Here is a 24,205-nt window from a genome sequence, read left to right on the forward strand (position 1 = left end):
AAGCCAGACGTCGATCAAGTATCTGAATGCAGACATCACAATGCCGTGATTGATCCATAGCGTCTCTACCATTAGTATCATCCGACGATGGAAATCATTTTCTCGTGATCTTGCAGGATTTGGAAAACGTTCCCATGTAATGGGACAAATTGAGGATGAGGGGCTTTCTGGCATGACAGACGGATGTTGATCCGCCGGACGAAGCCGGCCCGCATGCATATCCCCCGTGTTCGCGACGGAAACAGCGAAATCCCCGTTACCCAAAATGCCGAACTGGAACCGGACGCATGGCCCTCACGCCGCATAGATTTCTGAGCACGACCGCAATCCTGCTTGCCCTTTTGTCAGCGCCCGCGGCCTTCGCGGAAGAGCCAGCCGTAACCGCTCCGAAACAGAATCTACCGGCCATCGTCGTCACACAGGCGCAAACGCGAAAGCTGGTCGACAAGGTGGTCGCCACCGGCACGGTGAAAGCCGTGGAAGAGGTTTATATTCAGCCGCAGGTCGACGGCCTGTCGGTTCGCTCGCTCAATGCCGATGTCGGCGACAAGGTCGAGGCTGACAGTACGCTCGCCACGCTGAACGACGACGCGCTGATCCTGCAGAAGAGCCAGATGGCGGCGACGAAGGCCAAGGGTCAGGCGACGCTTGCACAGTTACACGCGCAACTCACCGAAGCGCACGCCAATGCGGAAGAGTCTGAATTGCAGCGCCTGCGCGCCGTCTCCATGGGCGCCAAGGGCACTGTCTCGACCTCCTCGGTCGAGCAGGCGAACGCGACGGCCGCCGCCAACAAGGCGCGTGTGGCCTCGGCCGAACAGGCGATCGCCGTTGCCGAAGCCGATCTCAAGGTCACTGACAGCCAGATTGCCGATACCGATCTGAAACTTGCCCGCACCGGTATCAAGACGCCGGTTGCCGGCACCGTCGCCTCGCGCAACGCCCGCATTGGCGCCATCGCCAACGGCAGCAGCGATCCGCTGTTCACCATCATCCGCGACAGCAAGCTTGAGCTTGTGGTCGATGTTTCCGAAAGCGACATCACCAAGATCAGTATCGGGCAGAAGGCATTGATTTCACTGTCCGGCAGCCGCGAAAAGCTCTCGGGCACAGTGCGTCTGGTTGCGCCGATCGTCGATTCGGTGACCCGTCTGGGCGCTGTCCATATTTCCATCGATGAGGGCGACAAGGCTCGCGCCGGCATGTATGGCAGCGCCGAGATCGTCATCCGCGAGACCCAGGGCGTCGCCCTGCCATTGACCGCCGTCAACAGCGATGAGAATGGCTCCTCCGCCCGCAAGGTCGAGAGCGGCGTGGTCAAGTTCGTCAATGTCGAGACCGGCATCCAGGACGGCGCCTATGTCGAGATCGTCAAGGGCCTGCAGGATGGTGAGGAAGTCGTGGCCAAGGCTGGCGCCTATGTCCGCGACGGCGACCACATCACGCCCGTCAAACAAGCGCCGCAAGCGTCCAACTGAGCGAGAACGGCAAGATGAACTTTTCCGCCTGGTCCATCCGAAATCCGGTCGCGCCGCTTCTGGGCTTTTTCCTGCTGATGGTGGTGGGCGCGCACGCCTTCTTCAATCTGCCGATTACCCGTTTCCCGAATATCGACGTGCCGGTCGTCAACGTGACCGTGACGCAGAGCGGCGCATCGCCCGCCGAGCTCGAAATGCAGGTGACGAAGGAGATCGAAGACGCCGTTGCCAGCATCAACGGCATCGACGAGATCCAATCGACCGTCACTGACGGCCAGTCGCAGACCGTCGTGGTCTTCCGCCTCGAAGTGCCGACTCCGCAGGCTGTTCAGGATACCAAAGACGCGATCGACCGCATCCGCGGCAACCTGCCCTCTACCATCGATGAACCGATCGTCTCCAAGGTCGATGTCGAGGGACAGGCGATCCAGAGCTTCGCCGTCTCCTCACCGAACATGACGCTCGAGGAAATGTCCTGGTTCGTCGACGATGTCGTCAAGCGCGCACTGCAGGGCCAGTCCGGCATCGGCCGCGTCGATCGTTACGGCGGCGCCGACCGCGAAGTCCGCATCGAGCTCGATCCGAACAAGCTGAACGCCTATGGCATTACCGCGCTTTCGGTCAGCCAGCAACTGCGCGGCACCAATATCGATCTCGGTTCCGGCCGTGGCCAGGTTGCGGGCAGCGAGCAGGCAATTCGCGTCCTTGGCGACGCCCGCGAGGTTGCCCAGCTTGCCGACACCACGATCGCGCTGACCAACGGCCGCTTCGTCAAGCTCTCCGATCTCGGCGTCATCAAGGACACCTATCAGGAGCCGAAGTCCTTCTCACGCTTCAACAGCACGCCCGTCGTCACCTTCGGCGTGTTCCGCGCCAAGGGCGCCAGCGAAGTGACCGTCGCCAAGACAGTGGGCGATACGCTGGACAAGGTGCGCGCCGAAAACCCGAATGTCTCCATCGAGCTGATCGACGACTCCGTCTATTATACCTACGGCAACTACGAAGCGGCGATGCATACGCTGCTCGAGGGTGCGCTGCTGGCGGTCATCGTCGTCTTCCTGTTCCTCAGGAACTGGCGAGCGACACTGATCTCGGCCGTCGCCCTGCCGCTCTCGGCGATCCCGACCTTCTGGATCATGAACCAGATCGGCTTCTCGCTGAACCTCGTCAGCTTCCTGGCGCTGACGCTGGCGACCGGTATCCTCGTCGACGACGCCATCGTCGAGATCGAAAACATCGCCCGCCATATCAAGATGGGCAAGACGCCGTATCGTGCCGCGATCGATGCCGCCGACGAAATCGGCCTCGCCGTCATCGCCACCACCTTCACCATCATCGCCGTCTTCGTTCCGGTCTCCTTCATGCCGGGCATTCCTGGCCAGTATTTCATCCAGTTCGGCCTGACGGTCGCCTTCTCGGTATTCTTCTCGCTGCTGGTCGCGCGACTGATCACGCCGATGATGGCCGCCTATCTGATGCGTCCGGAAGACGCCGTTGACGACCATCACGATAATGATGGCCGCTTCATGCGTGGCTATAGCTGGCTGGTTCGGTTGACGACAAGAAAATGGTACACGCGCTACCCGACCCTGCTCGCGGCCTTCGCATTCTCCATCGCCTCCGTCTTCGCACTGATCATGTTCGTGCCCGGCAGCTTCATCCCCCCGGAAGATGCGTCCCGCATCGTGCTCTCGGCAGAGCTGCCGCCCAATGCCCGGCTCGACGACACAGAGCGCGCAACCAATGAAATTTACAGCCGCGTCAAGGACATCAACGGCGTTGCAAGCGTCTTCGTCCTCGGCGGCGCCTCGCCCAAGGGCGATCTGGAACTGCGCCGCGCAACGATTACACTGACGCTCGGCAAGCTCGACCAGTCACTCGTCAAGAAGCTGGTCAACGATGTGCTCGGCTCGTTGCCGGTCATCGGCCCCTATCTGCCGAAAGTGACCGTCCATGGCCGCGAGCGCCCACAATGGGATATAGAAAAGGAAGTCTTCGCCAAGCTGCGTTCGCTTCCCGACGTCCGCATTACCAAGCTCAACGATCGCGGCGATCGCGACCTAACCTACAACTTCCTCTCCCGCAACGAGAAGGATCTGAACCAGGCCGTCGGCATTCTCGAAGCCAAGCTGCGCAGCGATCCGGCCCTTGCCAATGTCAGCGCCGACGGTGCCTTGCCCCGGCCGGAGCTGCAGATCTATCCGCGCAAGGATGAAGCTGCCCGCCTCGGCATCACGCCACAGATGATTTCCGATACGGTGCGTGTCGCAACCATCGGCGATATCGACGCCTCGCTGGCCAAGATCTCGCTTGATGATCGCCAGATCCCGATCCGGGTGCAGGCATCGCTCGGCCTGCGCCGCGACCTCGCCTCGATCCGGGCATTACGCATCAAGACTGCCTCAGGTGCTTCCGTTCCGATGTCGAGCGTCGCCGACATCGACTATTCCGAAGGCCTGTCCTCGATCAAGCGCAACAACCGCTATCGCGTCGTCGCGATTGGCGCGGATCTGCCGCAGGGCGTGGCGCTGGATACGGCCTCGAGCCACTTCCTCAGCATCGTCAACAGCGCCCAGATCCCGGCCAGCGTCCATCTGGCGGAAAGCGGCGACACCAAGATCCAGAAGGAAATGCAGACAAGCTTCGGCAACGCCATGCTGATGGGCCTGCTGCTGGTACTGACGGTGCTGATCCTGCTGTTCAAGGATGTGATCCAGCCCTTCACCATCCTGCTGTCACTGCCTCTGGCGATCGGCGGCGTGGCACTGGCGCTGATCATGACCGGCAATGCCCTGTCCATGCCCGTCATGATCGGCATTCTGATGCTGATGGGCATCGTCACCAAGAACGCTATCCTGCTGGTCGATTTTGCCATCGAAATGATGCATCACGGCATGCCGAGGCTGGAGGCCGTGGTCGAGGCCGGCCGCAAGCGCGCCCGACCGATCATCATGACCTCGATCGCCATGTCCGCCGGCATGCTGCCATCGGCGCTTGGCGTCGGCGAAGGCGGTTCGTTCCGCGCGCCGATGGCAATCGCGGTAATCGGCGGCATCATCGTCTCCACCGTGCTCAGCCTGGTGGTCGTGCCGTCCTTCTTCCTGATCATGGACGACCTGTCGCGCCTGCTTGCCTGGCTCTTCGGCCGTCTGGTCGGCAAGAGGGATGCCGATGACGAGGTTTTGACGAAGGAAAGCCTAGCGGTCGCCGTCAACGAGAACCGCAAGTCGCTGACTGCGTTGGAAGAGCGCATCGACGCCGTAGAGCACAAGGACGCGCCGCAACATGGCAGCGCGCCGGCAAGGACGAATATCCTGAAGCTGCCGCCATTTGCCGCTGAATAGCCGCGGCCTGGCAGTAGAATTAACGAACGGCGGGGCGGCTTAAAGGCCGCCCTGTTCCTTTAGGAAGTCGACGATCGTTCCGACACCGTCACCGCGCTTCATGTCGGAGAAGACGAAGGGACGAGCCTGACGCATCCGCGTCGCATCGCGGTCCATCACGTCGAGATCGACGTCGACGAAAGGCGCGAGATCCTTCTTGTTGATGACGAGAAGATCGGACTTGGTAATCCCCGGACCACCTTTGCGCGGAATTTCCTCACCCTGGCAGACCGAGATCACATAGATGGTGATATCAGCGAGATCCGGCGAAAACGTCGCCGCCAGATTATCGCCGCCGGATTCGATGAAGACGACATCGAGATCGGGAAGCCGCTCGTTGAGGCCGGCGATGGCCTGCAGGTTGATCGTCGCGTCCTCGCGGATGGCGGTGTGCGGGCAGCCGCCAGTTTCGACGCCGACGATGCGATCCGACGTCAGCGCCTGCATCCGCACCAGCGCCTCAGCGTCTTCCGTCGTGTAGATATCGTTGGTGACGACGGCGACGGAATAATCGTCCCGCATCGCCTTGCACAGTTTCTCCGTCAGCGCCGTCTTGCCCGAACCGACAGGCCCGCCGATGCCGACGCGCAGAGGTCCATTTCTCGATTTCATGCTCAAAACTCCAATGAAAAATCAGGATAGCGAAGCGCGGTCCTGCCGCACAGAGGCGAATGACGTAGGAATGGCTTCGAATATAACATTTCCTCCCGCCGTTTCTTCATGAGCGAAAGAGGCGCGTGCCCTGCGTTTCATGACGAAGGCTCGCAATATCGGCCTGAACCGTCGCAGCGCCGAGATCATCGAGGCTTGAGCGCGCGGCACGTTTCGCCACATCGGCGATGACATCCTCCAGCGCCGCCAGGATTGCGACACCGTCCTTCTGCCCGCTCACCCCGAGACGGATGCCAGCAGACATCATCTGCGACGCCAAGGCATGCAGGAAGGCCGCCAGCGCTTCCTCGCAGGCGATCCCATGCGCGCGGGCAACGGCACCGACCGCGACAGGATAGGCCGTCTTTACGGGCAGTATCGAAAAGACCGGATGCGGCCAGGCAACGGCTGCGGAAAGAAAGGCCTCGCCGAGCAGCATGGTTTCCTGATGCCGCTCCTTCGAACCGGCGAGCGCCTCAGCAAGCTCGGCCACGTCTGCCAGCCGCACCGCATCCTCACCGGCGCCATGCGCCTCGGCCAGCAGGACGGCATCGTTCCAGGCAGAGCCATGGCGTATCAACGCTGTAATCCAGTCCTTGAGGCTTTCCGCATCCTGCACCAGCCCATCATGAGCGGCACGCTCCAGGCCGCCTGAATAAGCAAAGGAGCCGATGGGAAAAGCCGGTGACAGCCATGCCATCAGCCGCAGGAGCGCCTGCAGATCGCGATTGCCTGTCGCTGGAACCTCGGTCATCGACGGTCAGTCGTGCGAATGATCATGATGGTCGTGGCCATGGCTGTGCCCATGGTCGTGACCATGCGAATGACCGCCATGCGCGTGATAGGCGCCGCGTGCAGGCTGGAAGGGCTCGCTAACCTCCGTCACGGTAGCACCAAGACCTTCGAGCATGGCGCGGATGACGTGATCGCGCAGGATGAGGATGCGCTCCTCTTCGATCTGCGCCGAAAGATGCCGGTTGCCGAGATGCCAGGCGAGCTCGATCAGATGCAGGCGGTTACGCGGCTTGATCTCGAACAGCTTTTCCGGGGCGGCGACGATCTCGATCAACTCGCCGTCCTCGCGCACCAGCAAGTCGCCATTGGCGAACAGAACCGGCTCCTTGAGATCGAGCATGACCATCTCGCCATTTTCGAGATGCAGCAGCTTGCGGCGCAGATGGCGCAGATCATGCGGCAGCTCGACACGATCGATCGGATTGGAGGAAGGGGTGCCGGCTGGCAGATAGGAAGTGACGCGTTGCATGACGGATCCAATTCAAAGCTTTGTCAGACCATGCAAAATAGTCGCTTTCCGCGCAAGGACCAATGCCGGTTTCGCAGGCCTATATCCGGGTGCCGTATCGATATTGCTCGACATGATCCGGCACCGTCTCCTGCTCATCGGTCGAACAGCGATGCCAGGCCTGGTTCATCCATTCGCTCTCATGGACGATGCGATTGCGACCAAGCGCCTTGGCGAGATAAAGCGCCTTGTCGGCGGCGGCATAGGCGGCCTCTTTCCTGCGTGGCCCCCATATGTCGGCGATCCCTGCCGAAATGGTGATCGTCACCGCGCCACCTTCGACGGCAATGGCGTGTTCCGCAATCAGCGCCTTCACGTCCTCGATGCGGGCGATGCGCTCAGCCATATCATGGCCATGGACGATGGCGCCGAACTCCTCGCCGCCCAGACGGGCGACCACATCCCTGCCTCCGAAAATGCTGGAAAAGATCTGCGACACGGCGATGATAACGGCATCGCCCGAGGCGTGCCCGTAACGGTCATTGATCGTCTTGAACCGGTCGACATCGAAGATCACCAGCGAAGCATCGGCCTCAACCCTGTCCAGAGCCTCGGTAAAGGCGCGGCGATTCAACAGGCCGGACAGCATGTCCGTGCGGCTCAGTCGTTCGAATTCGGCATTGGAGAGCGCGAGCTTGTGAATTGCATGGCCGGCCAACAACGCCAACGCGGCGGACACAATGCCACCGATGAACGACGCGAGGAGAATGCAGAGGCGAACGGCATCCAGCATCGGCAACGGCAACAGACCAAACCACTGCACGGCCGGCAGCATCAGGAGAATGATAGCAACGGACAGAACGATGGCGGCGCAACTCATCTTTAGCGCGAAAAAGTATATCGTGCGGCGGCACTGAAAATCACCCAGTTCGGCCTGCAGCGAAATCCATTGTTTCATGCGAATCACCTTCCTCAGCCCACCGTGCCCATGAGGTGAGATAGGGGTGAAGGCTCTTCCAGGTCTTTAAGGCAATGATTAAAATGCGTAGCATTTCCCAACTTGTGAACGATTAGAAATAACTGCCGACGGCATGCACGGTACCGGGTGAGACAACGACTCCTGAGCTTGATTACGCAAGTCTCTGATAATGCTTCATTAGTTCGGCGGCCTTATAGAAAACCCCTGAAATCCTAGGGATGCAGCACTGGTCAATCGATAAAACGCAATGGGAGCGGCAGAAAACTGAGGATAAAAGTGGGCGACGGCCTGTAATCGCGCTCATCAATCGGAGACAGCTTAATTGTAAAGAGCGAGCGACAGTTTCAGCGTCTCCGGAACCGGATTCCACAGGCCGGTTTTGATCCCCGCGGTTCGCAAGGCAGCCGCCGTCCAGGTATTGCAGCCGAAGAGTAAATTGAAATGACCCTTCGCCTCGAAGAAGCGATCGGTAACACCATAGGCTGCATCGGCGACAGGCATAACCTCCCCGCTTTGTTCCTCAAAGCTACCCGCAACGAAGCCCAGTAGAGCCTTGAATTCCCCGGAGTTGATATCGAATGCCTGCACGGCAGGATGCTGCTCGGGAAGGTGTCCTGCGACATCGACGTGCAGCACCGAGCTATCCAGCGTCAGCGCCCGCAGCACCGGCATCGGCTTCAGGTCGGCCCAGTGTGGCGTTTCCAGATAAAAGGCGCGACCGCCCCAGCCGAAGATCAGCCATTCGGCATCAGGCGACGCCAGCGGAACGCCGGCCTGTCCAAGAAAGGAAAACGCCGCCCGGGTCTCGTCATTGAGCGGCACCGCAATGTCGGTGTGGATCGGGTTGGAAAGCACCAGAATGCGTCGCGTAGCCGCAACTTCGTCGGCCGCCTTGGCAGGCGTAAATAATGGTCTCGGAATGAAAGTTCCGCCCGCCACGGCCAGCACAGCCAGCAGCACCAGGCGAAACAACCAGCGGATGGCTTCCCCCATCAGGCGCTTAGAACAGGAAGTAACGCTGCGCCATCGGCAGCACTGTCGCCGGTTCGCAGGTCAGAAGCTCGCCGTCAGCCCGCACCTCGTATGTCTCAGGATCGACCTCGATATGCGGCGTCAGGCTGTTATGGATCATCGACGCCTTGGAGATGCCGCCACGGGTATTCTTCACGGCAAGGAGCTTTTTGGCAACGCCGAGCCTGCCGGCGAGACCGGCATCGAGCGAGGCCTGCGACACGAAGGTGACCGAAGAATTCGTCAGGCTCTTGCCATATGCGGCAAACATTGGGCGGTAATGCATCGGCTGCGGCGTCGGGATCGAGGCATTCGGATCGCCCATGGGCGCCGCCGCGATCGAACCGCCGAGCAGAACCATCTCCGGCTTGACGCCGAAAAAGGCCGGGTTCCAGATCACCAGGTCGGCACGCTTGCCGACTTCGATCGACCCGACCTCATGGCTGAGGCCCTGGGCGATCGCCGGATTGATCGTATATTTGGCAATGTAGCGCTTGACGCGGAAATTGTCGTTGTCGCCGGTTTCCTGGGCCAGACGGCCACGCTGGCGCTTCATCTTGTCGGCAGTCTGCCAGGTGCGGATCGCCACCTCGCCGACGCGGCCCATGGCCTGGCTGTCGGACGAGATGATCGAGAAGGCGCCGATATCGTGGAGGATATCTTCCGCCGCGATCGTCTCTTTGCGGATACGGCTTTCGGCGAAGGCGATGTCTTCCGGGATAGACGGCGACAGATGATGGCAGACCATCAGCATGTCGAGATGCTCGGCAATCGTGTTAACCGTATAGGGCCGCGTCGGATTGGTCGAAGACGGAATGACGTTCGACTGACCGCAGATCTTGATGATGTCAGGCGCATGGCCGCCGCCGGCACCTTCGGTGTGGAAAGCATGGATGGTGCGGCCCTTGATGGCGCCGATCGTGTCTTCGACGAAGCCGCTTTCATTCAACGTATCCGTGTGAATCATCACCTGCACGTCATACTCGTCGGCGACGGACAGGCAGCAGTCGATCGCGGCTGGCGTCGTGCCCCAATCCTCGTGGAGCTTCAACGAGCAGGCGCCGGCAAGCACCATTTCCTCAAGGGCGGCCGGCAGCGACGCATTCCCCTTGCCGGCAAGCGCGAGGTTCATGGGAAAGGCATCGAAGCTTTCGATCATCCGTTCGATATGCCATGCCCCGGTGCAGGTGGTAGCAAGCGTGCCATGCGCAGGCCCGGAGCCGCCGCCGAGCATGGTCGTCACGCCGCTCATCAGCGCCTCTTCGATCTGTTGCGGGCAAATGAAGTGGATATGTGCGTCCATGCCCCCCGCAGTCAGGATCTTGCCTTCACCGGCAATGATTTCCGTCGAAGGACCGATGATGATCGTGATCCCTGGCTGGGTGTCCGGGTTGCCGGCCTTGCCGATCGCGGCGATGCGGCCATTCTTCAAACCGACATCCGCCTTGACGATGCCCCAGGTGTCGACGATCAGCGCGTTGGTGATGACGGTATCGACGGCGCCGTTTGCCCGCGTCACCTGGCTCTGCCCCATACCGTCGCGAATGACCTTGCCGCCGCCGAACTTCACCTCTTCGCCATAGGTGGTGAAATCCTTCTCCACCTCGATGAAGAGCTCGGTGTCGGCAAGCCGTACCTTGTCGCCGGTAGTCGGCCCGAACATGTTGGCATAGGCGGCGCGGGAGATCTTGTAGGACATGAATCAGGCTCCTTGGGAGGAAAGAATGGATGTTGTGCTGGCGATGCGCCTGAGGCGGCCAAGGGAAATATAAAAGTCGACCAATCGCTTCTCAGCCGCGAAGGGGTGACCGTCCCAGCCGGTGTGGCTGAAGCCGGTGATGGCGATGTCGTCGTTGGGGTGGAGCAAAAGCAGCGCGCCGATCGCGACCAGGCCGCTGCTTGGTACGATATAAGAACCCGGTTCATGCGCAGAAAGCGCCTCGTCAAGACGCTCATGAACGGATTGGTCGATCACGACATGGCGCTTGCCGGTTGCGCGGCAAAAGGCGGTGAACTGATCGGTGTAATCGTCGCAGAAATCATTGAGTTCCGGATGCGACAGGGCAAGCGGCGCACGCAATACAGCGAACTTGCGGGGATCGCGCGCACTCCAGATCTCCGATGCTGCCGCAACTGGCGGGCTTTTGCGCCATTCGGCGGAGCCGAGCATGGCACGGGCGGGCCTGCCGGTATTGCAGACGGCGACGATATCGGTGCGGCTGCCACCTGCTCCGAAAGAACGGCAATCATTGAAGCGCACGACCATGTCGGCGGCGTCGATCTCACTCGCCGCCCCCTCAGCAACCTCGCCGTTGCCGACGATCATGATCCTGCGTTTCGCGCTCACTGTGCGCCCTCCCCGGCAAGCCTCAGAGCTTGCCCATGACCTGCTGGCGGAAGCCGTAGACCTCGCGTTTGCCGGACAGCGGGATCAGCGTCACCGAGCGCGTCTGGCCCGGCTCGAAACGCACGGCGGTTCCCGCTGGAATATCGAGCCGCATGCCCCTCGCCTTGTCCCGATCGAAGGACAGGCCGCCGTTCGTCTCGGCGAAATGATAATGGCTGCCGACTTGCACCGGCCGGTCGCCGGTATTGGAGACCTCCAACGTTACGGTTGGCGCGCCGACGTTGAGTTCGATATCGCCGCTCGCGGCAATGATTTCACCTGGGATCATGGTCTTTCTCCTCTGCCGTCGCTCAGCGGATCGGCTCGTGCACGGTCACCAGCTTCGTTCCATCCGGAAACGTCGCCTCGACCTGCACGTCATGGATCATCTCGGCAATCCCTTCCATCACCTGATCGCGGGTGATGACATGGGCGCCGGCCTCCATCAGCTCGGCGACCGGGCGGCCATCGCGGGCGCCTTCGACGACGAAATCGGAGATCAGCGCGATGGCTTCGGGATAGTTGAGCTTGACGCCGCGCTCCAGCCGCCGCCGCGCCACCATCGCCGCCATGGAAATCAACAGCTTGTCTTTTTCTCTCGGAGTGAGGTTCATCGCCTACCTATGTGATTGCTATGTTCTTGAACTAGAGATTCCAGACTTTCGGCACAGGCGCTCCGTTGCGCAAGGCGGAAATGACCGGGATCAGGATTTTTCTGAGTGCGAAGCCATCGGACGCCGCCAGCCGCACCACCAGCTTGTCGCGCCATTGGCTGGCACCGCCCATGTGCCCCTCGACGAGCGGCCGCACCTGGGCGAGATAAGTTTCCGCCAGCGGCCCGGCGTAAAGCAAAGTCGTAAAGGCGACCTGTCCGCTCAATACGGCATGCTCGGCGGTCAGGGCCGCGACATCACCATCGAGCCGCAATTCCTCGGCATGGATCAGCCGCCCAGCGCGACGGATACGCCAGCGATCGCGGAACAACCCCTGCCTCATCGCCTCGCCCATGGCCTTGCGGCCTAACAGGATCGCCTCCACAGCCAGGAATTCGGCCGTTTCATCGAGATCGACATCCAGCCTGCGGGACAGCGAGGCGCGATCAAACAGAATGGTCTCCTGCGGCAACCAATCGACGCGCGCGCCGGCGCCGGCTCTGATCGAGGTCACGACCTCGGCGGTGCTGGCGGATGCCTTGTAGATCTTCTCGCAGGCCTGCGTGGTCACGTCGATGCGTGTACCCGGCCCGGCGACGATACTCCAATCCATGCGGTCACCGCCGGTCAGGCCGCCGGCTGTGTTGATAATGACCGCTTCCATGGAATTGTCGAAGGTTGCGGGCAAGCGGATCTTCGCCGACCCCTCCTGAAAAAGCTCGGCAAGACGCGTACGCCCGTCAAGCGCCCTGGCCGCCAGATGGCCGCGTCCGCGCGCCCTCTGCGGTCTCGTGCTCGCCGCCGCCACTGTCATCCCGTTTCTCCACTCAACCCATCATGTCGTCGCAGGTCATTGAAACCCGCCAGGGAACAAACGCAAGCAATTTCTGTGCCTTATGCGATCGCCCTGAACCCCGGCTCGGAGCATCCCGGTAGCCGCCGCATTTTTCGCCAGACGATGAAAAGAACGGCAGCGGCCTCAGACCGTCAGATGCCGGCGTGCCTCGGGCGTGTCCAGCGTCTCCGCCAGCCCCTCATGGACGATCTCGCCACGGTCCATAATGTAGACGTAGTCGGCGAGCTCGCGGCAGAAATCGAGATATTGCTCGACCAGCAGGATCGCCATGCCGGTGGAATCCCGGAGGTAGCGGATCGCCCGGCCGATATCCTTGATGATCGAGGGCTGGATGCCTTCCGTCGGCTCGTCCAGCACCAATATCCTCGGCCGCGTCACCATCGCCCGGCCGATCGCCAATTGCTGCTGCTGGCCACCTGAGAGATCACCGCCACGGCGCGACAGCATGGATTTCAGCACCGGAAACAGGCTGTAGATGTCATCGGGAATAGTGCGATCACGGCGAGGCACGGGCGCAAAGCCGGTCTCCAGATTTTCCTTGACCGTCAGCAGCGGAAAGATCTCGCGGCCCTGCGGCACATAGCCGATGCCCTGCTTGGCGCGGGCAAACGGCGCCATGCCGTTCAGCGTCACGCCGTTGAAAGCAACGGTGCCCGCCGACAGCGCATGCTGGCCGGTGACGGCGCGCAGCAGCGAACTCTTGCCGACACCGTTGCGCCCGAGCACGCAAGTGATCTTGCCCATCTCGGCCTTGATCGAGATGCCACGCAACGCCTGTGCGGCGCCATAATGCAGATTTGCGTTTTCGACTGTCAGCATCTCATCGCCCCAGATAATTCTCGATTACCTTCGGATCGCTGCTGACGAAATCGATCGATCCCTCAGCCAGCACAGACCCTTCCGCCAAGCACGTCACCTTGACGCCGAGGTCGCGGATGAAGCCCATATCGTGCTCCACCACCACCACCGACCTCGTCTTGGCGATTTCCTTCAGCAGCAACGCCGTCTCCGCCGTCTCGGCGTCCGTCATACCGGCAACGGGCTCGTCGACCAGAAGCAGCTTCGGCTCTTGTGCGAGCAGCATGCCGATCTCCAGCCATTGCTTCTGCCCGTGCGAGAGATTGGCGGCCAGTTCATCGCGGCGATGCGAAAGCCGCACAGTGTCGAGGATTTCGTGGATGCGGTCGCTATCGGCCGGTGTCAGACGATAGAACAGCGTCGAGAAAACGCCGCGCTTGCGGTTGAGCGCCAGCTCCAGATTGTCCCAGACCGTATGGCTTTCGAAGACGGTCGGCTTCTGAAATTTGCGACCGATGCCGAGTTGGGCGATATCAGCCTCATCCTTCTTGGTGAGATCGACCTGGCCGTTGAAGAACACCTCGCCCTCATCGGGCCGCGTCTTGCCGGTGATGATGTCCATCATCGTCGTCTTGCCGGCACCGTTCGGGCCGATGATGGCGCGAAGCTCTCCCGGTTCGATGACGATCGACAACGAATTCAGCGCCTTGAACCCGTCGAAGGAGACGGAGACGTTGTTGAGATAGAGCATGCTGTTGGGTTTGATATCCGGGATCATGCTCTTACTCCGCCGCCTGAATGGTCTTGCTGGCTTCGTCTTCCTCGGCCTTCGGTTTCGGGCTGACGGGCTTGCGGCCATTGCCGATATACTGCGCCGCCGTCCCAACGATGCCCTTGGGCAGGAACAGCGTCACCGCGACGAAGAGGCCGCCGAGCGCAAAGAGCCAGAAACTCGGGAACAGGCCGGTAAAGATGGTCTTGCCGCCATTGACGAGGATGGCGCCGATGATCGGGCCGATCAGCGTTGCCCGGCCGCCGACCGCCGTCCAGATGACCACTTCGATGGAATTGGCCGGCGCGAATTCGCCAGGATTGATGATGCCGATCTGCGGCACATAGAGCGCGCCGGCAATGCCCGCCATCATCGCCGATACCACGAAGACGAAGAGCTTCATGTGCTCGACACGGTAGCCGAGGAAGCGCGTCCGGCTCTCCGCGTCACGCACGCCGACCAGCACCTTGCCGAATTTTGAGCGCACGATCGCCGAAGACAGCATCAGCGCCAGCGCCAGGAGCAGCGCCGTGATGGCAAAGAGCGTGGCACGCGTACCATCGGCCTGGATGTTGAAGCCGAGAATGTCCTTGAAATCGGTGAGGCCATTATTGCCGCCAAAGCCCATATCGTTGCGGAAGAAGGCAAGCAGCAGCGCATAGGTCATCGCCTGCGTGATGATGGAGAGATAGACGCCGTTGACGCGTGAGCGGAAGGCGAACCAACCAAAGATGAAGGCGAGCAGGCCGGGGGCCGCCAGCACCATGATCATCGCGAACCAGAAATGATCGAAGCCGTACCAGAACCAGGGCAGCTCCTTCCAGTTCAGGAAGACCATGAAGTCCGGCAGGATGGGGTTGCCATAGGTGCCGCGCGTGCCGATCTGCCGCATCAGATACATGCCCATCGCATAGCCGCCGAGCGCGAAGAAGGCGCCATGGCCGAGCGAGAGAATGCCGCAATAGCCCCAGACCAGATCGAGCGCCAGGGCGAGCAGCGCATAGGTCAAATACTTGCCGAACAGCGACATCAGATAGGTCGGCACATGCAGCGCGCTGGTTTCCGGCAACAGCAGGTTCGACAGCGGCACGAGAAAGGCGATCGCAATCAATATCGCGATGGCGATGCTGATGCGGCGGTCGAGCGAGCGGAGGATAAAGGCCGTGATCATGCTTCCACCGCCCTGCCCTTGAGGGCAAAGAGCCCGCGGGGACGTTTCTGGATAAAGAGGATGATGAGGACGAGCACCAGGATCTTGCCAAGCACCGCGCCTGCATAGGGCTCGAGGAACTTGTTGAGGATGCCGAGCGAGAAGGCGCCGACCAGCGTGCCCCAGAGATTGCCGACACCGCCGAACACCACGACCATGAAGCTGTCGATGATGTAGCTCTGGCCGAGGTTCGGTGAAACATTGTCGATCTGCGAAAGCGCGACGCCCGCCATGCCGGCAATGCCCGAGCCGAGCGCAAAGGTGAAGGCATCGACCCAGGGCGTACGAATACCCATCGAGGATGCCATGCGCCGGTTCTGCGTCACCGCGCGCATCTGCAGCCCGAAGGCCGAGCGCTTAAGCAGCAGCAACAGGGCGACGAAGACGCCAAGCGAAAAGACGATGATCCAGAGGCGGTTCCAGGTAAACGAGAGATAGCCGATATCGAAGGAGCCGGACATCCAGGAGGGATTGCCGACTTCCTGATTGGTCGGCCCGAAGATCGAGCGCACCGCCTGTTGCAGGATCAGTGAAATGCCCCAGGTGGCAAGCAGCGTTTCCAGTGGCCGGCCATAGAGAAAGCGGATAACGCCGCGCTCGATGACAAGGCCGACGGCACCCGTCACCACGAATGCAACGGGCAAGGCGATCGCCAGCGACCAATCGAAGAGTTCCGGATAGGACGTGCGAATAACGCTTTGCACCATGAAGGTGGAGTAGGCCCCGAGCATCACCATCTCGCCATGCGCCATGTTGATGATGCCCATGACCCCGAAGGTGATGGCAAGGCCGATGGCAGCCAGCAACAGCACCGAACCGAGCGACAGGCCGTACCAGACATTCTGCACCGCATCCCAGATCTGCAATTGATCCTGGATGCCGGCAATGGCGGCGGCAACATCGGGCTTCAGGCTGTCATCGACGGAAACGGAGGAAAGGATGCCGATGGCGTCACGTCCGCCCTCGGTCTTGATCGTTTCGATCGCGGCTCTCTTCTGCTCCAGCGGACGATCGGAGCTAAGGACGGCAACTGCGCGCGCCTTTTCCAGCACGCCGCGAATTTCGCCGTCCTTCTCATTCTGAAGGGCTGCCTCCAGCACTTCCAGCGAATCCGGGCTCGGCGACTTCAGCACCGATTGCGCCGCTTCCAGCCGGACGCCGCGATCCGGGCTCAACAGCGTCAAGCCGCCGAGTGCCGCGCGGACCGAGCGACGGAGATTGTTGTTGATCTTGATTTTCGTGAGGTTGCCCTTGGCTTCCTCGCCGGCCGCCTGCCCGGTGACCGGGTCGATCAGGCTCATGGCATCGCCGGAGGATTTGGCAATGAAGACCTGGTTGTCGGATTTCCTGACGTAGAGATCGCCATCCGAGAAAGCCTGCAAGGCCGGCACCACCTTGGGATCGCCGGTCTTGGCCAGGTTCTTGACGATCTCGTCGGCCTGCTGGAAGTTTGCCGGACCAAGCGCGTTGATGAGGCTATGTGCATCCTCCTCAGCGCGCAGCGCCGTGGCGGTCAGCACCAGCATCAGGCAAAAGCCGGCAACGAGCGCCAAGGCTATACGGTAAGCGAATTTGTCGATCATCGCGCTTGTCCCCTCAAGCTGTCGCGGGCAGAGAAGCCTGCCCGCGACGGTCTCACATCAGCAGGCGGAACTCAGGAACCCTTGCCGCCGCACTTGCCAGTGGCAACGTTGAAGTTGCCGCAGTTCATTGGCAGGCGCCAATCCGAGATCAGGTCCTTGCTGTCGGGCAGAAAGTCGGACCATTCGTCACCGACGACTTCCGGAGTCTGCGAAACGACGTCGAATTGACCGTTTTCCTGCACTTCACCGATCAGCACAGGCTTGGTGATGTAGTGGTTCGGCATCATGGTGGCGTAGCCGCCCGTGAGGTTCGGAACCGAGACGCCGACGAGCGCGTCGATCACCTTGTCCGGATCGGTCGTACCGGCCTTTTCGACAGCCTTCACCCACATGTTGAAGCCGATATAGGCGGCTTCCATCGGGTCGTTGGTGACGCGCTTGTCGTTCTTGGTGTAGGCGTGCCATTCCTTGATGAAGGCGGCATTGGCAGGCGTATCGACGGACTGGAAGTAGTTCCAGGCGGCGAGATGGCCGACCAGCGGCTTGGTGTCAACGCCGGCCAACTCTTCTTCGCCGACCGAGAAGGCGACGACCGGAATGTCTTCAGCCTTGACGCCCTGGTTGCCGAGTTCCTTGTAGAAGGGAACGTTGGCGTCGCCGTTGATGGTGGAGACCACGGCGGTCTTCTTGCCGGCGGCGCCGAAAGCCTTGATCTTCGAGACTTCCGTCTGCCAGTCGGAGAAGCCGAACGGCGTGTAATTGGTGATAATGTCTTCGTCCTTGACGCCCTTGGACTTCAGATAGGCTTCAAGGATCTTGTTGGTCGTGCGCGGATAGACGTAGTCGGTGCCTTCGAGCACCCAGCGCTGCACGCCTTCGTTCTTCATCAGGTAGTCGACGGCGGGGATCGCCTGCTGGTTCGGAGCAGCGCCCGTGTAGAAGACGTTGCGCTCGGACTCTTCACCTTCGAACTGGACCGGGTAGAACAGGATCGAATCCAATTCCTTGAACACCGGCAGGACCGACTTGCGCGATACCGAGGTCCAGCAACCGAAGACGGCCGAGACCTTGTCTTTCTGGATCAGCTCGCGCGCCTTTTCGGCAAACAGCGGCCAATCGGATGCCGGGTCGACGACGACAGGCTCAAGCTTCTTGCCGAGAACGCCACCCTTCTTGTTCTGCTCGTCGATGAGCATCAGCATGGCGTCTTTCAGCGTCGTTTCCGAAATCGCCATGGTGCCCGAAAGCGAGTGGAGAACGCCGACCTTGATGGTGTCGTCGGCAGCAAAGGCTCCATGGAATGCCGTTGTCGACATGATGGTGCCCAAAAGTGCGCCGGAGACGAGAGTCTTCAATTTCATGTTTAGTTCCCCTCTTTTTATCTGCCGCAACGGCTCGTAAACGAAGATTAACCGTTGCCTGCCCGGAATATCCGGCAGCAGCGGGGGAAACCACATACGTAATATGACGTAGATGCCGGGGCGAAATGTGCAGTCTATGCCCCTATCATGCCCTTAAGTGCCGTATCGATCCGTGTTACGACATCTCTGGACCGCCGGAATACTGTGGCGGAACTGCTGAAGGGTTGGCATGGCAGCGCGGCAACGCATCATCCCGGTAAGACGCGAATATAACCGCTGGGTCGCGAACCAGACGCTGGAAGACTATGCCCTGCGTTTTACCGCCAAGAGCGCCCGGCAATTTTCCTCGCAGCGCATCTCGCAGACGGCGATCGGCGCCATTTCCTTCCTGGCGCTGGAAGCGATCGGTGGCGCCATCACGCTCTCCTACGGCACCACCAACGCCTTTTATGCCATCATCGTCGCCAGCATCGCCATGCTGGCAATCGGCCTGCCCATCAGCCGCTATGCCATCCGTCACGGCGTCGACATCGATCTGCTGACCCGCGGTGCAAGCTTCGGCTATATCGGCTCGACCATCACCTCGCTGATCTATGCCAGCTTCACCTTCATGCTGTTTGCGATCGAAGCCTCCATCATGTCGGGCGCCTTGGAGCTGACTCTCGGTATCCCCTTGTGGATCGGCTACATCATCAGCGCCGTCATGGTCATCCCGCTGGTCACGCACGGCGTTAGTCTGATCAGCCGGTTCCAGCTGCTGACCCAGCCATTCTGGATCGTCCTCAACATCCTGCCCTTCGTCTTCATCGCCTTTTCCGACTGGGGCAAGTTCGACCTCTGGCGCGCTTTCGCCGGCATCCACCATGCCTCGGGCGTGCCCGGAAGCGCTGCTCCCTTCAATCTCGTCGAATTCGGAGCGGCCTCCGCCGTGATCCTGGCGCTGATGTCGCAGATCGGCGAGCAGGCCGACTTCCTGCGCTTCCTGCCGCCGGAAGGCCATCGCAAGTGGCGGCATCGTCTGGTCATCTTCCTCGCCGGCCCCGGCTGGGTGATCATCGGTGCGCCGAAGCTGCTGGCTGGCTCGTTTCTCGTCGTCCTGACCTTGAGCTCGGGCGTGCCTGCCGATCGCGCCGCCGACCCAGCGCAGATGTATCTCACCGCCTTCGGTTACATGATCCCCTGGCACAATGCGGCGCTGCTGCTGATGGCCGCCTTCGTCATGATCTCGCAGTTGAAGATCAATGTGATGAACGCCTATGCGGGGTCGCTTGCCTGGTCGAATTTCTTCTCCCGGCTGACCCATAGCCATCCCGGCCGCGTCATCTGGCTGATCTTCAACGTCGCCATCGCCCTGCTCCTGATGGAGCTTGGCATCTACAAGCTGCTGGAGGAGACGCTCGGCATCTTCTCGATCATCGCCATGGCTTGGCTCTGCACCATCTCTGCCGATCTCTTCATCAACAAGCCGCTCGGCCTTGCCCCGCCCGGCATCGAGTTCAAGCGCGCCCATCTCTACGACATCAACCCGGTTGGCCTCGGCACCATGGCGCTGTCGGCAACAATCTCGCTGATCGCCCACTTTGGCGTCTTCGGCGCGGTCGCCGCCTCGCTCGCCCCCTATATTACCCTAGTCATCGCGCTGATCGCCTCGCCCACCATCGCCTGGGCGACCAAGGGCAAGTTCTATCTCGCCCGCAAGCCTCGCCAGAGCTGGAAGAACCTCAGCACCATCACCTGCTCGATCTGCGAACATCCTTTCGAGCCGGAGGACATGGCCTGGTGCCCGGCCTATGCCGCGCCGATCTGTTCGCTCTGCTGCTCGCTCGACAGCCGCTGCCATGACATGTGCAAGCCGAAGGCGCGGCTCAACACGCAGGTCGGCACCGTCGCCAAGACATTGCTGCCAGCGACCATCGTCGCCAAGCTCGCCACCCGCCTCGGCCGCTACGGCATCGCTGTCGCCTTGGCCCTCACGGCTGTCGGCGCCATCCTCGCGATGATCGCGCATCAAGTGGGCTCTGCCTCGCCCGAGACCGCGCAAGTGGTCGACCGCACCATCCTGATCGTCTTCTTCGTATTTGCCGTCATCGCCGGCGTCGTCTGCTGGTTCTACGTACTTGCCCATGACAGCCGCGTCGTCGCAGAGGAAGAATCCTCGCGCCAGAACACGCTACTGCTCAAGGAAATCGCCGCACACAAGAAGACGGACGCCGCCTTGCAGAGCGCCAAGGAGGCGGCTGAGGCCGCCAACCGCGCCAAGAGCCGCTATGTCGTCGGCCTCAGCCACGAATTGCGCACGCCGCTCAACGCCGTGCTCGGCTATGCCCAGATCCTCGAGCGCGACGAGACCATTCCCGCGCCACGGCAATCCTCGCTGAAAGTCATCCGCCGCAGCGCCGAGCACCTGTCGGGGCTGATCGACGGGCTGCTGGACATTTCCAAGATCGAGGCCGGTCGCCTGCAGGTCTATTCCAACGAAATCAACATCAAGGACTTTCTCGACCAGATCGTCGACATGTTCCGCCCGCAGGCGCAGGCCAAGGGTCTTGCCTTCGTCTACGAGCCCACCGCTGCCCTGCCCGACTATGTCCGCACCGACGAGAAGCGGCTGCGACAGATCCTCGTCAATCTGCTCTCCAATGCGATCAAATTCACCGACACCGGTAGCGTTCGCTTCGAGGTCGGCTATCGCAGTCAAGTCGCGACTTTCACGATTGCCGATACCGGTCGGGGGATCGCCGAGAAGGATCTCACCCGCATCTACGAACCCTTCCAGCGTGGCGAAGCGGAGAGCATCCGCCCAATGCCGGGCCTCGGCCTTGGCCTCACCATCACGCAGCTGCTCACCAACACGCTCGGTGGAGAGATTGCCGTCGTCAGCGAGAAGGACAAGGGCTCGACTTTCAAGGTGCGCCTGATGCTGTCGGCGGTGCTCCGGCCGATGAAGCCGCCGGCACAGGAGCAGCGGATCGTCGGCTATGAAGGCCCGCGCCGCACCATCGTCGTCGTCGACGACAATGAGGATCATCGCGAGCTGATGCGCGAAGTGCTGTCGCCACTCGATTTCATTGTGCTGACAGCCACCGGCGGCCCGGACTGTCTGACGCTGATCGAGGGCATCAAGCCCGATCTCTTCCTCGTCGATATCTCCATGCCGGGCATGAACGGCTGGCAGCTGGTCTCGCGGCTGAGGGAAAGCGGTCAGACGGCGCCGATCCTGATGCTGTCGGCCAATATCGGCGACAGCGCCGCCGCCAAGGACAGCGACGACAGCCACAATGACGCAATCGCCAAGCCGATTGATATCCGCCAGCTGCGCGACAAGCTTGCCCTGCATCTCGGCCTGAAATGGGTCTATGTCGATGCCTCCGCACCCGTCCTGCCAAAGGCACCGCTGCCGATGAAGAGCCCGGGAATAGAGCATGTGCGCGAGTTGATACGGCTCGGCGAAATCGGCTATGTCAGAGGGATCGAGGCGAAGCTCGCGGACCTTGCCAAGCTGGATGAAAACCAACCCTTCACCGACGCCTTGCGCACCTATGTCCAGGCCTTCAACCTCGACGGCTTCCTGGATTTCCTGAGCAAATTCGACAACGAAAAGGTAGAACCGATTGGCTGAGCCCGCCCTTCCCCGCGATATAGTCTTGCTCGTGGACGACTCGCCGGAGGCACTCGGATTCCTGACCGATGCCCTGGAACAGTCAGGCTTCTCCGTGCTGATCGCCACATCGGGGTCTGCGGCGCTGAACATTGTCGAGCGCATCACGCCGGACCTGATCCTGCTCGACGCCGTCATGCCATCCATGGATGGTTTCGAGACCTGCCGGCGACTGAAGGCCAATGTCGGCGTCGCCCAGATCCCGGTCATCTTCATGACCGGGCTGACCGAAACCGAACATGTGGTGCACGCGCTGGAGTCCGGTGGGGTCGACTATCTCTCCAAGCCGATCAACGTCGATGAGCTGCGCGCCCGCATCCGTGTCCACCTGCGCAATGCTCGCTCCGCCCAGAGCGCCCGGGTGGCGCTCGATGCCGCCGGGCGGCACCTGCTGGCGGTCAAGGGCGATGGCGCGATCCATTGGTCGACACCGCAGGCAACCCGGCTGATCAACGCCGCCACCGGCAGCGACGATGGGCTAGAACTTGTCGTGAAGCACATCGCCACCTTCATGAGCGAGCGCGCCCGGCTCGGCCCGGCGCGCGACAACCTGGTCTCGATCAGCAATGGCGGCCAGGCCGCCCTGCAATTCTCCTTCCTCGGCGCAATCGGCGCGGACGAATATCTTTTCCGCCTGACCGCCACCAACCAGCGCGCCGACGACGGCGTGCTGCGCCAGCATTTCTCGCTCACCCAGCGTGAATCCGAGGTGCTACTGTGGATCGCCAAGGGCAAGTCGAACCGCGATATTGGTGAGATTTTGGGTCTCTCCGCCCGGACGGTGAACAAGCATCTGGAGCAGATCTATGTGAAGCTCGGCGTCGAGAACCGAGCGTCTGCCGCCGTCAAGGCGGCACATGTGCTGCATGAGATGTAGATAAGACTGTTCCCTCCTCCGCTTGCGGTGTGAAGAGACCTCCCCCGATACGGCAGTTCGCAGCCCCGAACGAAAGAAGCCCGGCCAATGGCCGGGCTCCCTAGATCGAACGCATCGCCGGAAACCGGCGTCGCGAAGATTACTTCGAGATTTCGTCGTAGGTGTACTTGCCGTCGGCACCCTTGGACCACTTGTACATGACGTAGTCCGGACGGGTGATGTCGCCCTTCGCGTTGAAGCCGAGTTCGCCGATGGCGGTCTTGAACGGACCCTTTGCCTTCAGCGCGTCGGCAACAGCCATCGGGTCGTTGGAGCCGGCAGCCTTGGCGGCGTCGGCAATGACCTGAACGGCAGAGTAGGCGTAGAGCGTGTAGCCTTCCGGCTCGTAGCCTGCAGCACGGAACTTGGCGACGAGATCGGTGGAAGCCGGGTTCTTGCGCGGATCCGGAGCGAAGGTCATCAGCGTGCCGTCAACAGCGTCGCCGGCGATCGAAGCCAGCTCGTTCGAGACGATGCCGTCACCGGACATGAAGTGTGCCTTGACACCCTGGTCGGCCAACTGACGCAGGATCAGGCCAGCTTCGGTATGCAGGCCGCCATAGTAGACGAAATCGACGCCGGCATCCTTCATCTTGGCGATGAGGGCTGAGTAGTCCTTGTCGCCAGGGGTGATGCCTTCATAGAGAACTTCCTTCACGCCAGCGGCGTTGAGGTTCTTCTTGGTTTCGTCGGCAAGACCCTGGCCATAGGGGGTCTTGTCGTGAACGACAGCAACCTTGGCGCCCTTGAAGTTGTCGGCGATGTACTTGCCGGCGACTGCACCCTGCTGGTCGTCGCGACCGCAGGTACGGAAAGTGTTCCACAGGCCGCGCTCAGTAAAGGTCGGATTAGTCGAAGCAGGAGTGATCTGCAGAATGCCGTTTTCAGCGTAGACTTCCGAAGCCGGGATGGAAACGCCCGAGTTGAAGTGACCGACCACGAACTTCACGCCGTCAGCGACGAACTTGTTGGCAACCGAAACGCCCTGCTTGGCGTCGGAAACGTCGTCGCCGAGTTCGAGCTTGAGCTTTTCGCCATTGATGCCGCCGGCTGCATTGATGTCGGCAACAGCCTGTTCAGCACCCTTCTGGAGCTGAGCACCGAAGGCAGCATTCGGGCCTGTCAACGGACCGCCGACGCCAAGGAGAATGTCAGCCTTCGCAACGCCGCTGAAAGCGATCATCGCCGACAGAGCCACGGCCGACATGAGATACTTCTTCATATTGTTACTCCCAATTTTTTAAGCGGGTTCCGTTTGCTTTGCCCT

Annotated in this window: 20 protein-coding genes; 4 read left to right on the forward strand and 16 right to left on the reverse strand. The window is 61.1% G+C overall.

Going from position 1 to position 24,205, the window contains the following annotated elements:
- The first annotated feature begins 287 nt into the window (after positions 1–287).
- Both RRH01S_RS16655 and RRH01S_RS16660 read left to right on the forward strand, forming a co-directional pair.
- Complete coding sequence (locus RRH01S_RS16655; RefSeq protein ID WP_012652102.1) at positions 288–1,478, forward strand: efflux RND transporter periplasmic adaptor subunit; 1,191 nt, start codon at positions 288–290, stop codon at positions 1,476–1,478.
- 14 nt (positions 1,479–1,492) lie between these two features.
- Positions 1,493–4,822, forward strand: a complete 3,330-nt coding sequence (locus tag RRH01S_RS16660; RefSeq protein ID WP_034517742.1) for an efflux RND transporter permease subunit — start codon at positions 1,493–1,495, stop codon at positions 4,820–4,822.
- A 39-nt stretch (positions 4,823–4,861) separates the two neighbouring features.
- Here RRH01S_RS16660 and ureG read toward each other — a convergent pair whose 3' ends face one another.
- The 15 genes from ureG to urtA form a co-directional block, all read right to left on the reverse strand.
- Positions 4,862–5,473 carry an urease accessory protein UreG gene (gene ureG / locus RRH01S_RS16665; RefSeq protein ID WP_012652104.1) on the reverse strand — a complete coding sequence of 204 codons (612 nt, stop codon included), beginning with the start codon at positions 5,471–5,473 and terminating at the stop codon, positions 4,862–4,864.
- Positions 5,474–5,579: 106 nt separating this feature from the next.
- Positions 5,580–6,266 carry an urease accessory protein UreF gene (locus tag RRH01S_RS16670; RefSeq protein ID WP_037221157.1) on the reverse strand — a complete coding sequence of 229 codons (687 nt, stop codon included), beginning with the start codon at positions 6,264–6,266 and terminating at the stop codon, positions 5,580–5,582.
- A gap of 6 nt (positions 6,267–6,272) precedes the next feature.
- Complete coding sequence (gene ureE, locus RRH01S_RS16675) at positions 6,273–6,776, reverse strand: urease accessory protein UreE (RefSeq protein WP_012652106.1); 504 nt, start codon at positions 6,774–6,776, stop codon at positions 6,273–6,275.
- Positions 6,777–6,855: 79 nt separating this feature from the next.
- A complete protein-coding gene (locus RRH01S_RS16680) occupies positions 6,856–7,713 on the reverse strand; it encodes a GGDEF domain-containing protein (protein WP_012652107.1) in 858 nt (285 codons plus the stop codon).
- A 339-nt stretch (positions 7,714–8,052) separates the two neighbouring features.
- Positions 8,053–8,727 (reverse strand): TIGR02117 family protein, encoded by a 675-nt coding sequence (locus RRH01S_RS16685; RefSeq protein WP_042473186.1) that lies wholly within the window; start codon positions 8,725–8,727, stop codon positions 8,053–8,055.
- Between the two features lie 7 nt (positions 8,728–8,734).
- On the reverse strand, positions 8,735–10,444 hold the full coding sequence (ureC, locus tag RRH01S_RS16690) for an urease subunit alpha (RefSeq protein ID WP_007689915.1): 1,710 nt from the start codon (positions 10,442–10,444) through the stop codon (positions 8,735–8,737).
- Between the two features lie 3 nt (positions 10,445–10,447).
- Positions 10,448–11,071 carry a glycosyltransferase family 29 protein gene (locus RRH01S_RS16695; protein ID WP_012652109.1) on the reverse strand — a complete coding sequence of 208 codons (624 nt, stop codon included), beginning with the start codon at positions 11,069–11,071 and terminating at the stop codon, positions 10,448–10,450.
- A gap of 43 nt (positions 11,072–11,114) precedes the next feature.
- Complete coding sequence (locus RRH01S_RS16700) at positions 11,115–11,420, reverse strand: urease subunit beta (RefSeq protein ID WP_007689919.1); 306 nt, start codon at positions 11,418–11,420, stop codon at positions 11,115–11,117.
- A 22-nt stretch (positions 11,421–11,442) separates the two neighbouring features.
- Complete coding sequence (locus RRH01S_RS16705; RefSeq protein WP_007689920.1) at positions 11,443–11,745, reverse strand: urease subunit gamma; 303 nt, start codon at positions 11,743–11,745, stop codon at positions 11,443–11,445.
- A 31-nt stretch (positions 11,746–11,776) separates the two neighbouring features.
- The gene (locus RRH01S_RS16710) at positions 11,777–12,598 is read right to left on the reverse strand and encodes an urease accessory protein UreD (RefSeq protein WP_012652110.1); all 822 of its coding nucleotides are present in this window, start codon (positions 12,596–12,598) and stop codon (positions 11,777–11,779) included.
- A 165-nt stretch (positions 12,599–12,763) separates the two neighbouring features.
- Positions 12,764–13,459, reverse strand: a complete 696-nt coding sequence (gene urtE / locus RRH01S_RS16715; protein ID WP_012652111.1) for an urea ABC transporter ATP-binding subunit UrtE — start codon at positions 13,457–13,459, stop codon at positions 12,764–12,766.
- Position 13,460: 1 nt separating this feature from the next.
- Entirely contained in the window at positions 13,461–14,216 is a 756-nt protein-coding gene (urtD, locus tag RRH01S_RS16720) for an urea ABC transporter ATP-binding protein UrtD (RefSeq protein WP_007689924.1), read from the reverse strand.
- A gap of 4 nt (positions 14,217–14,220) precedes the next feature.
- Entirely contained in the window at positions 14,221–15,381 is a 1,161-nt protein-coding gene (gene urtC / locus RRH01S_RS16725) for an urea ABC transporter permease subunit UrtC (RefSeq protein WP_012652112.1), read from the reverse strand.
- A complete protein-coding gene (urtB, locus tag RRH01S_RS16730; RefSeq protein ID WP_012652113.1) occupies positions 15,378–17,003 on the reverse strand; it encodes an urea ABC transporter permease subunit UrtB in 1,626 nt (541 codons plus the stop codon). The genes urtC and urtB overlap by 4 nt, the downstream gene beginning before the upstream one ends.
- A 71-nt stretch (positions 17,004–17,074) precedes the next feature.
- Entirely contained in the window at positions 17,075–18,364 is a 1,290-nt protein-coding gene (gene urtA, locus RRH01S_RS16735; protein WP_042473189.1) for an urea ABC transporter substrate-binding protein, read from the reverse strand.
- A gap of 229 nt (positions 18,365–18,593) precedes the next feature.
- Here urtA and RRH01S_RS16740 point away from each other — a divergent pair, with 229 nt between their 5' ends.
- Positions 18,594–21,983, forward strand: coding sequence for a hybrid sensor histidine kinase/response regulator (locus RRH01S_RS16740; protein WP_042473192.1), 3,390 nt, complete (start codon positions 18,594–18,596; stop codon positions 21,981–21,983).
- Positions 21,976–22,899, forward strand: a complete 924-nt coding sequence (locus RRH01S_RS16745; protein WP_012652115.1) for a response regulator transcription factor — start codon at positions 21,976–21,978, stop codon at positions 22,897–22,899. The genes RRH01S_RS16740 and RRH01S_RS16745 overlap by 8 nt, the downstream gene beginning before the upstream one ends.
- Positions 22,900–23,038: 139 nt before the next feature.
- On the opposite strand, the gene RRH01S_RS16750 is transcribed toward RRH01S_RS16745, so the two are convergent.
- Complete coding sequence (locus tag RRH01S_RS16750) at positions 23,039–24,160, reverse strand: branched-chain amino acid ABC transporter substrate-binding protein (RefSeq protein ID WP_007689933.1); 1,122 nt, start codon at positions 24,158–24,160, stop codon at positions 23,039–23,041.
- Between the last annotated feature and the right edge of the window lie 45 nt (positions 24,161–24,205).

Origin of the sequence: Rhizobium rhizogenes NBRC 13257, from assembly GCF_000696095.1 — a bacterium.
Classification (GTDB): Bacteria; Pseudomonadota; Alphaproteobacteria; order Rhizobiales; family Rhizobiaceae; genus Rhizobium; species Rhizobium rhizogenes.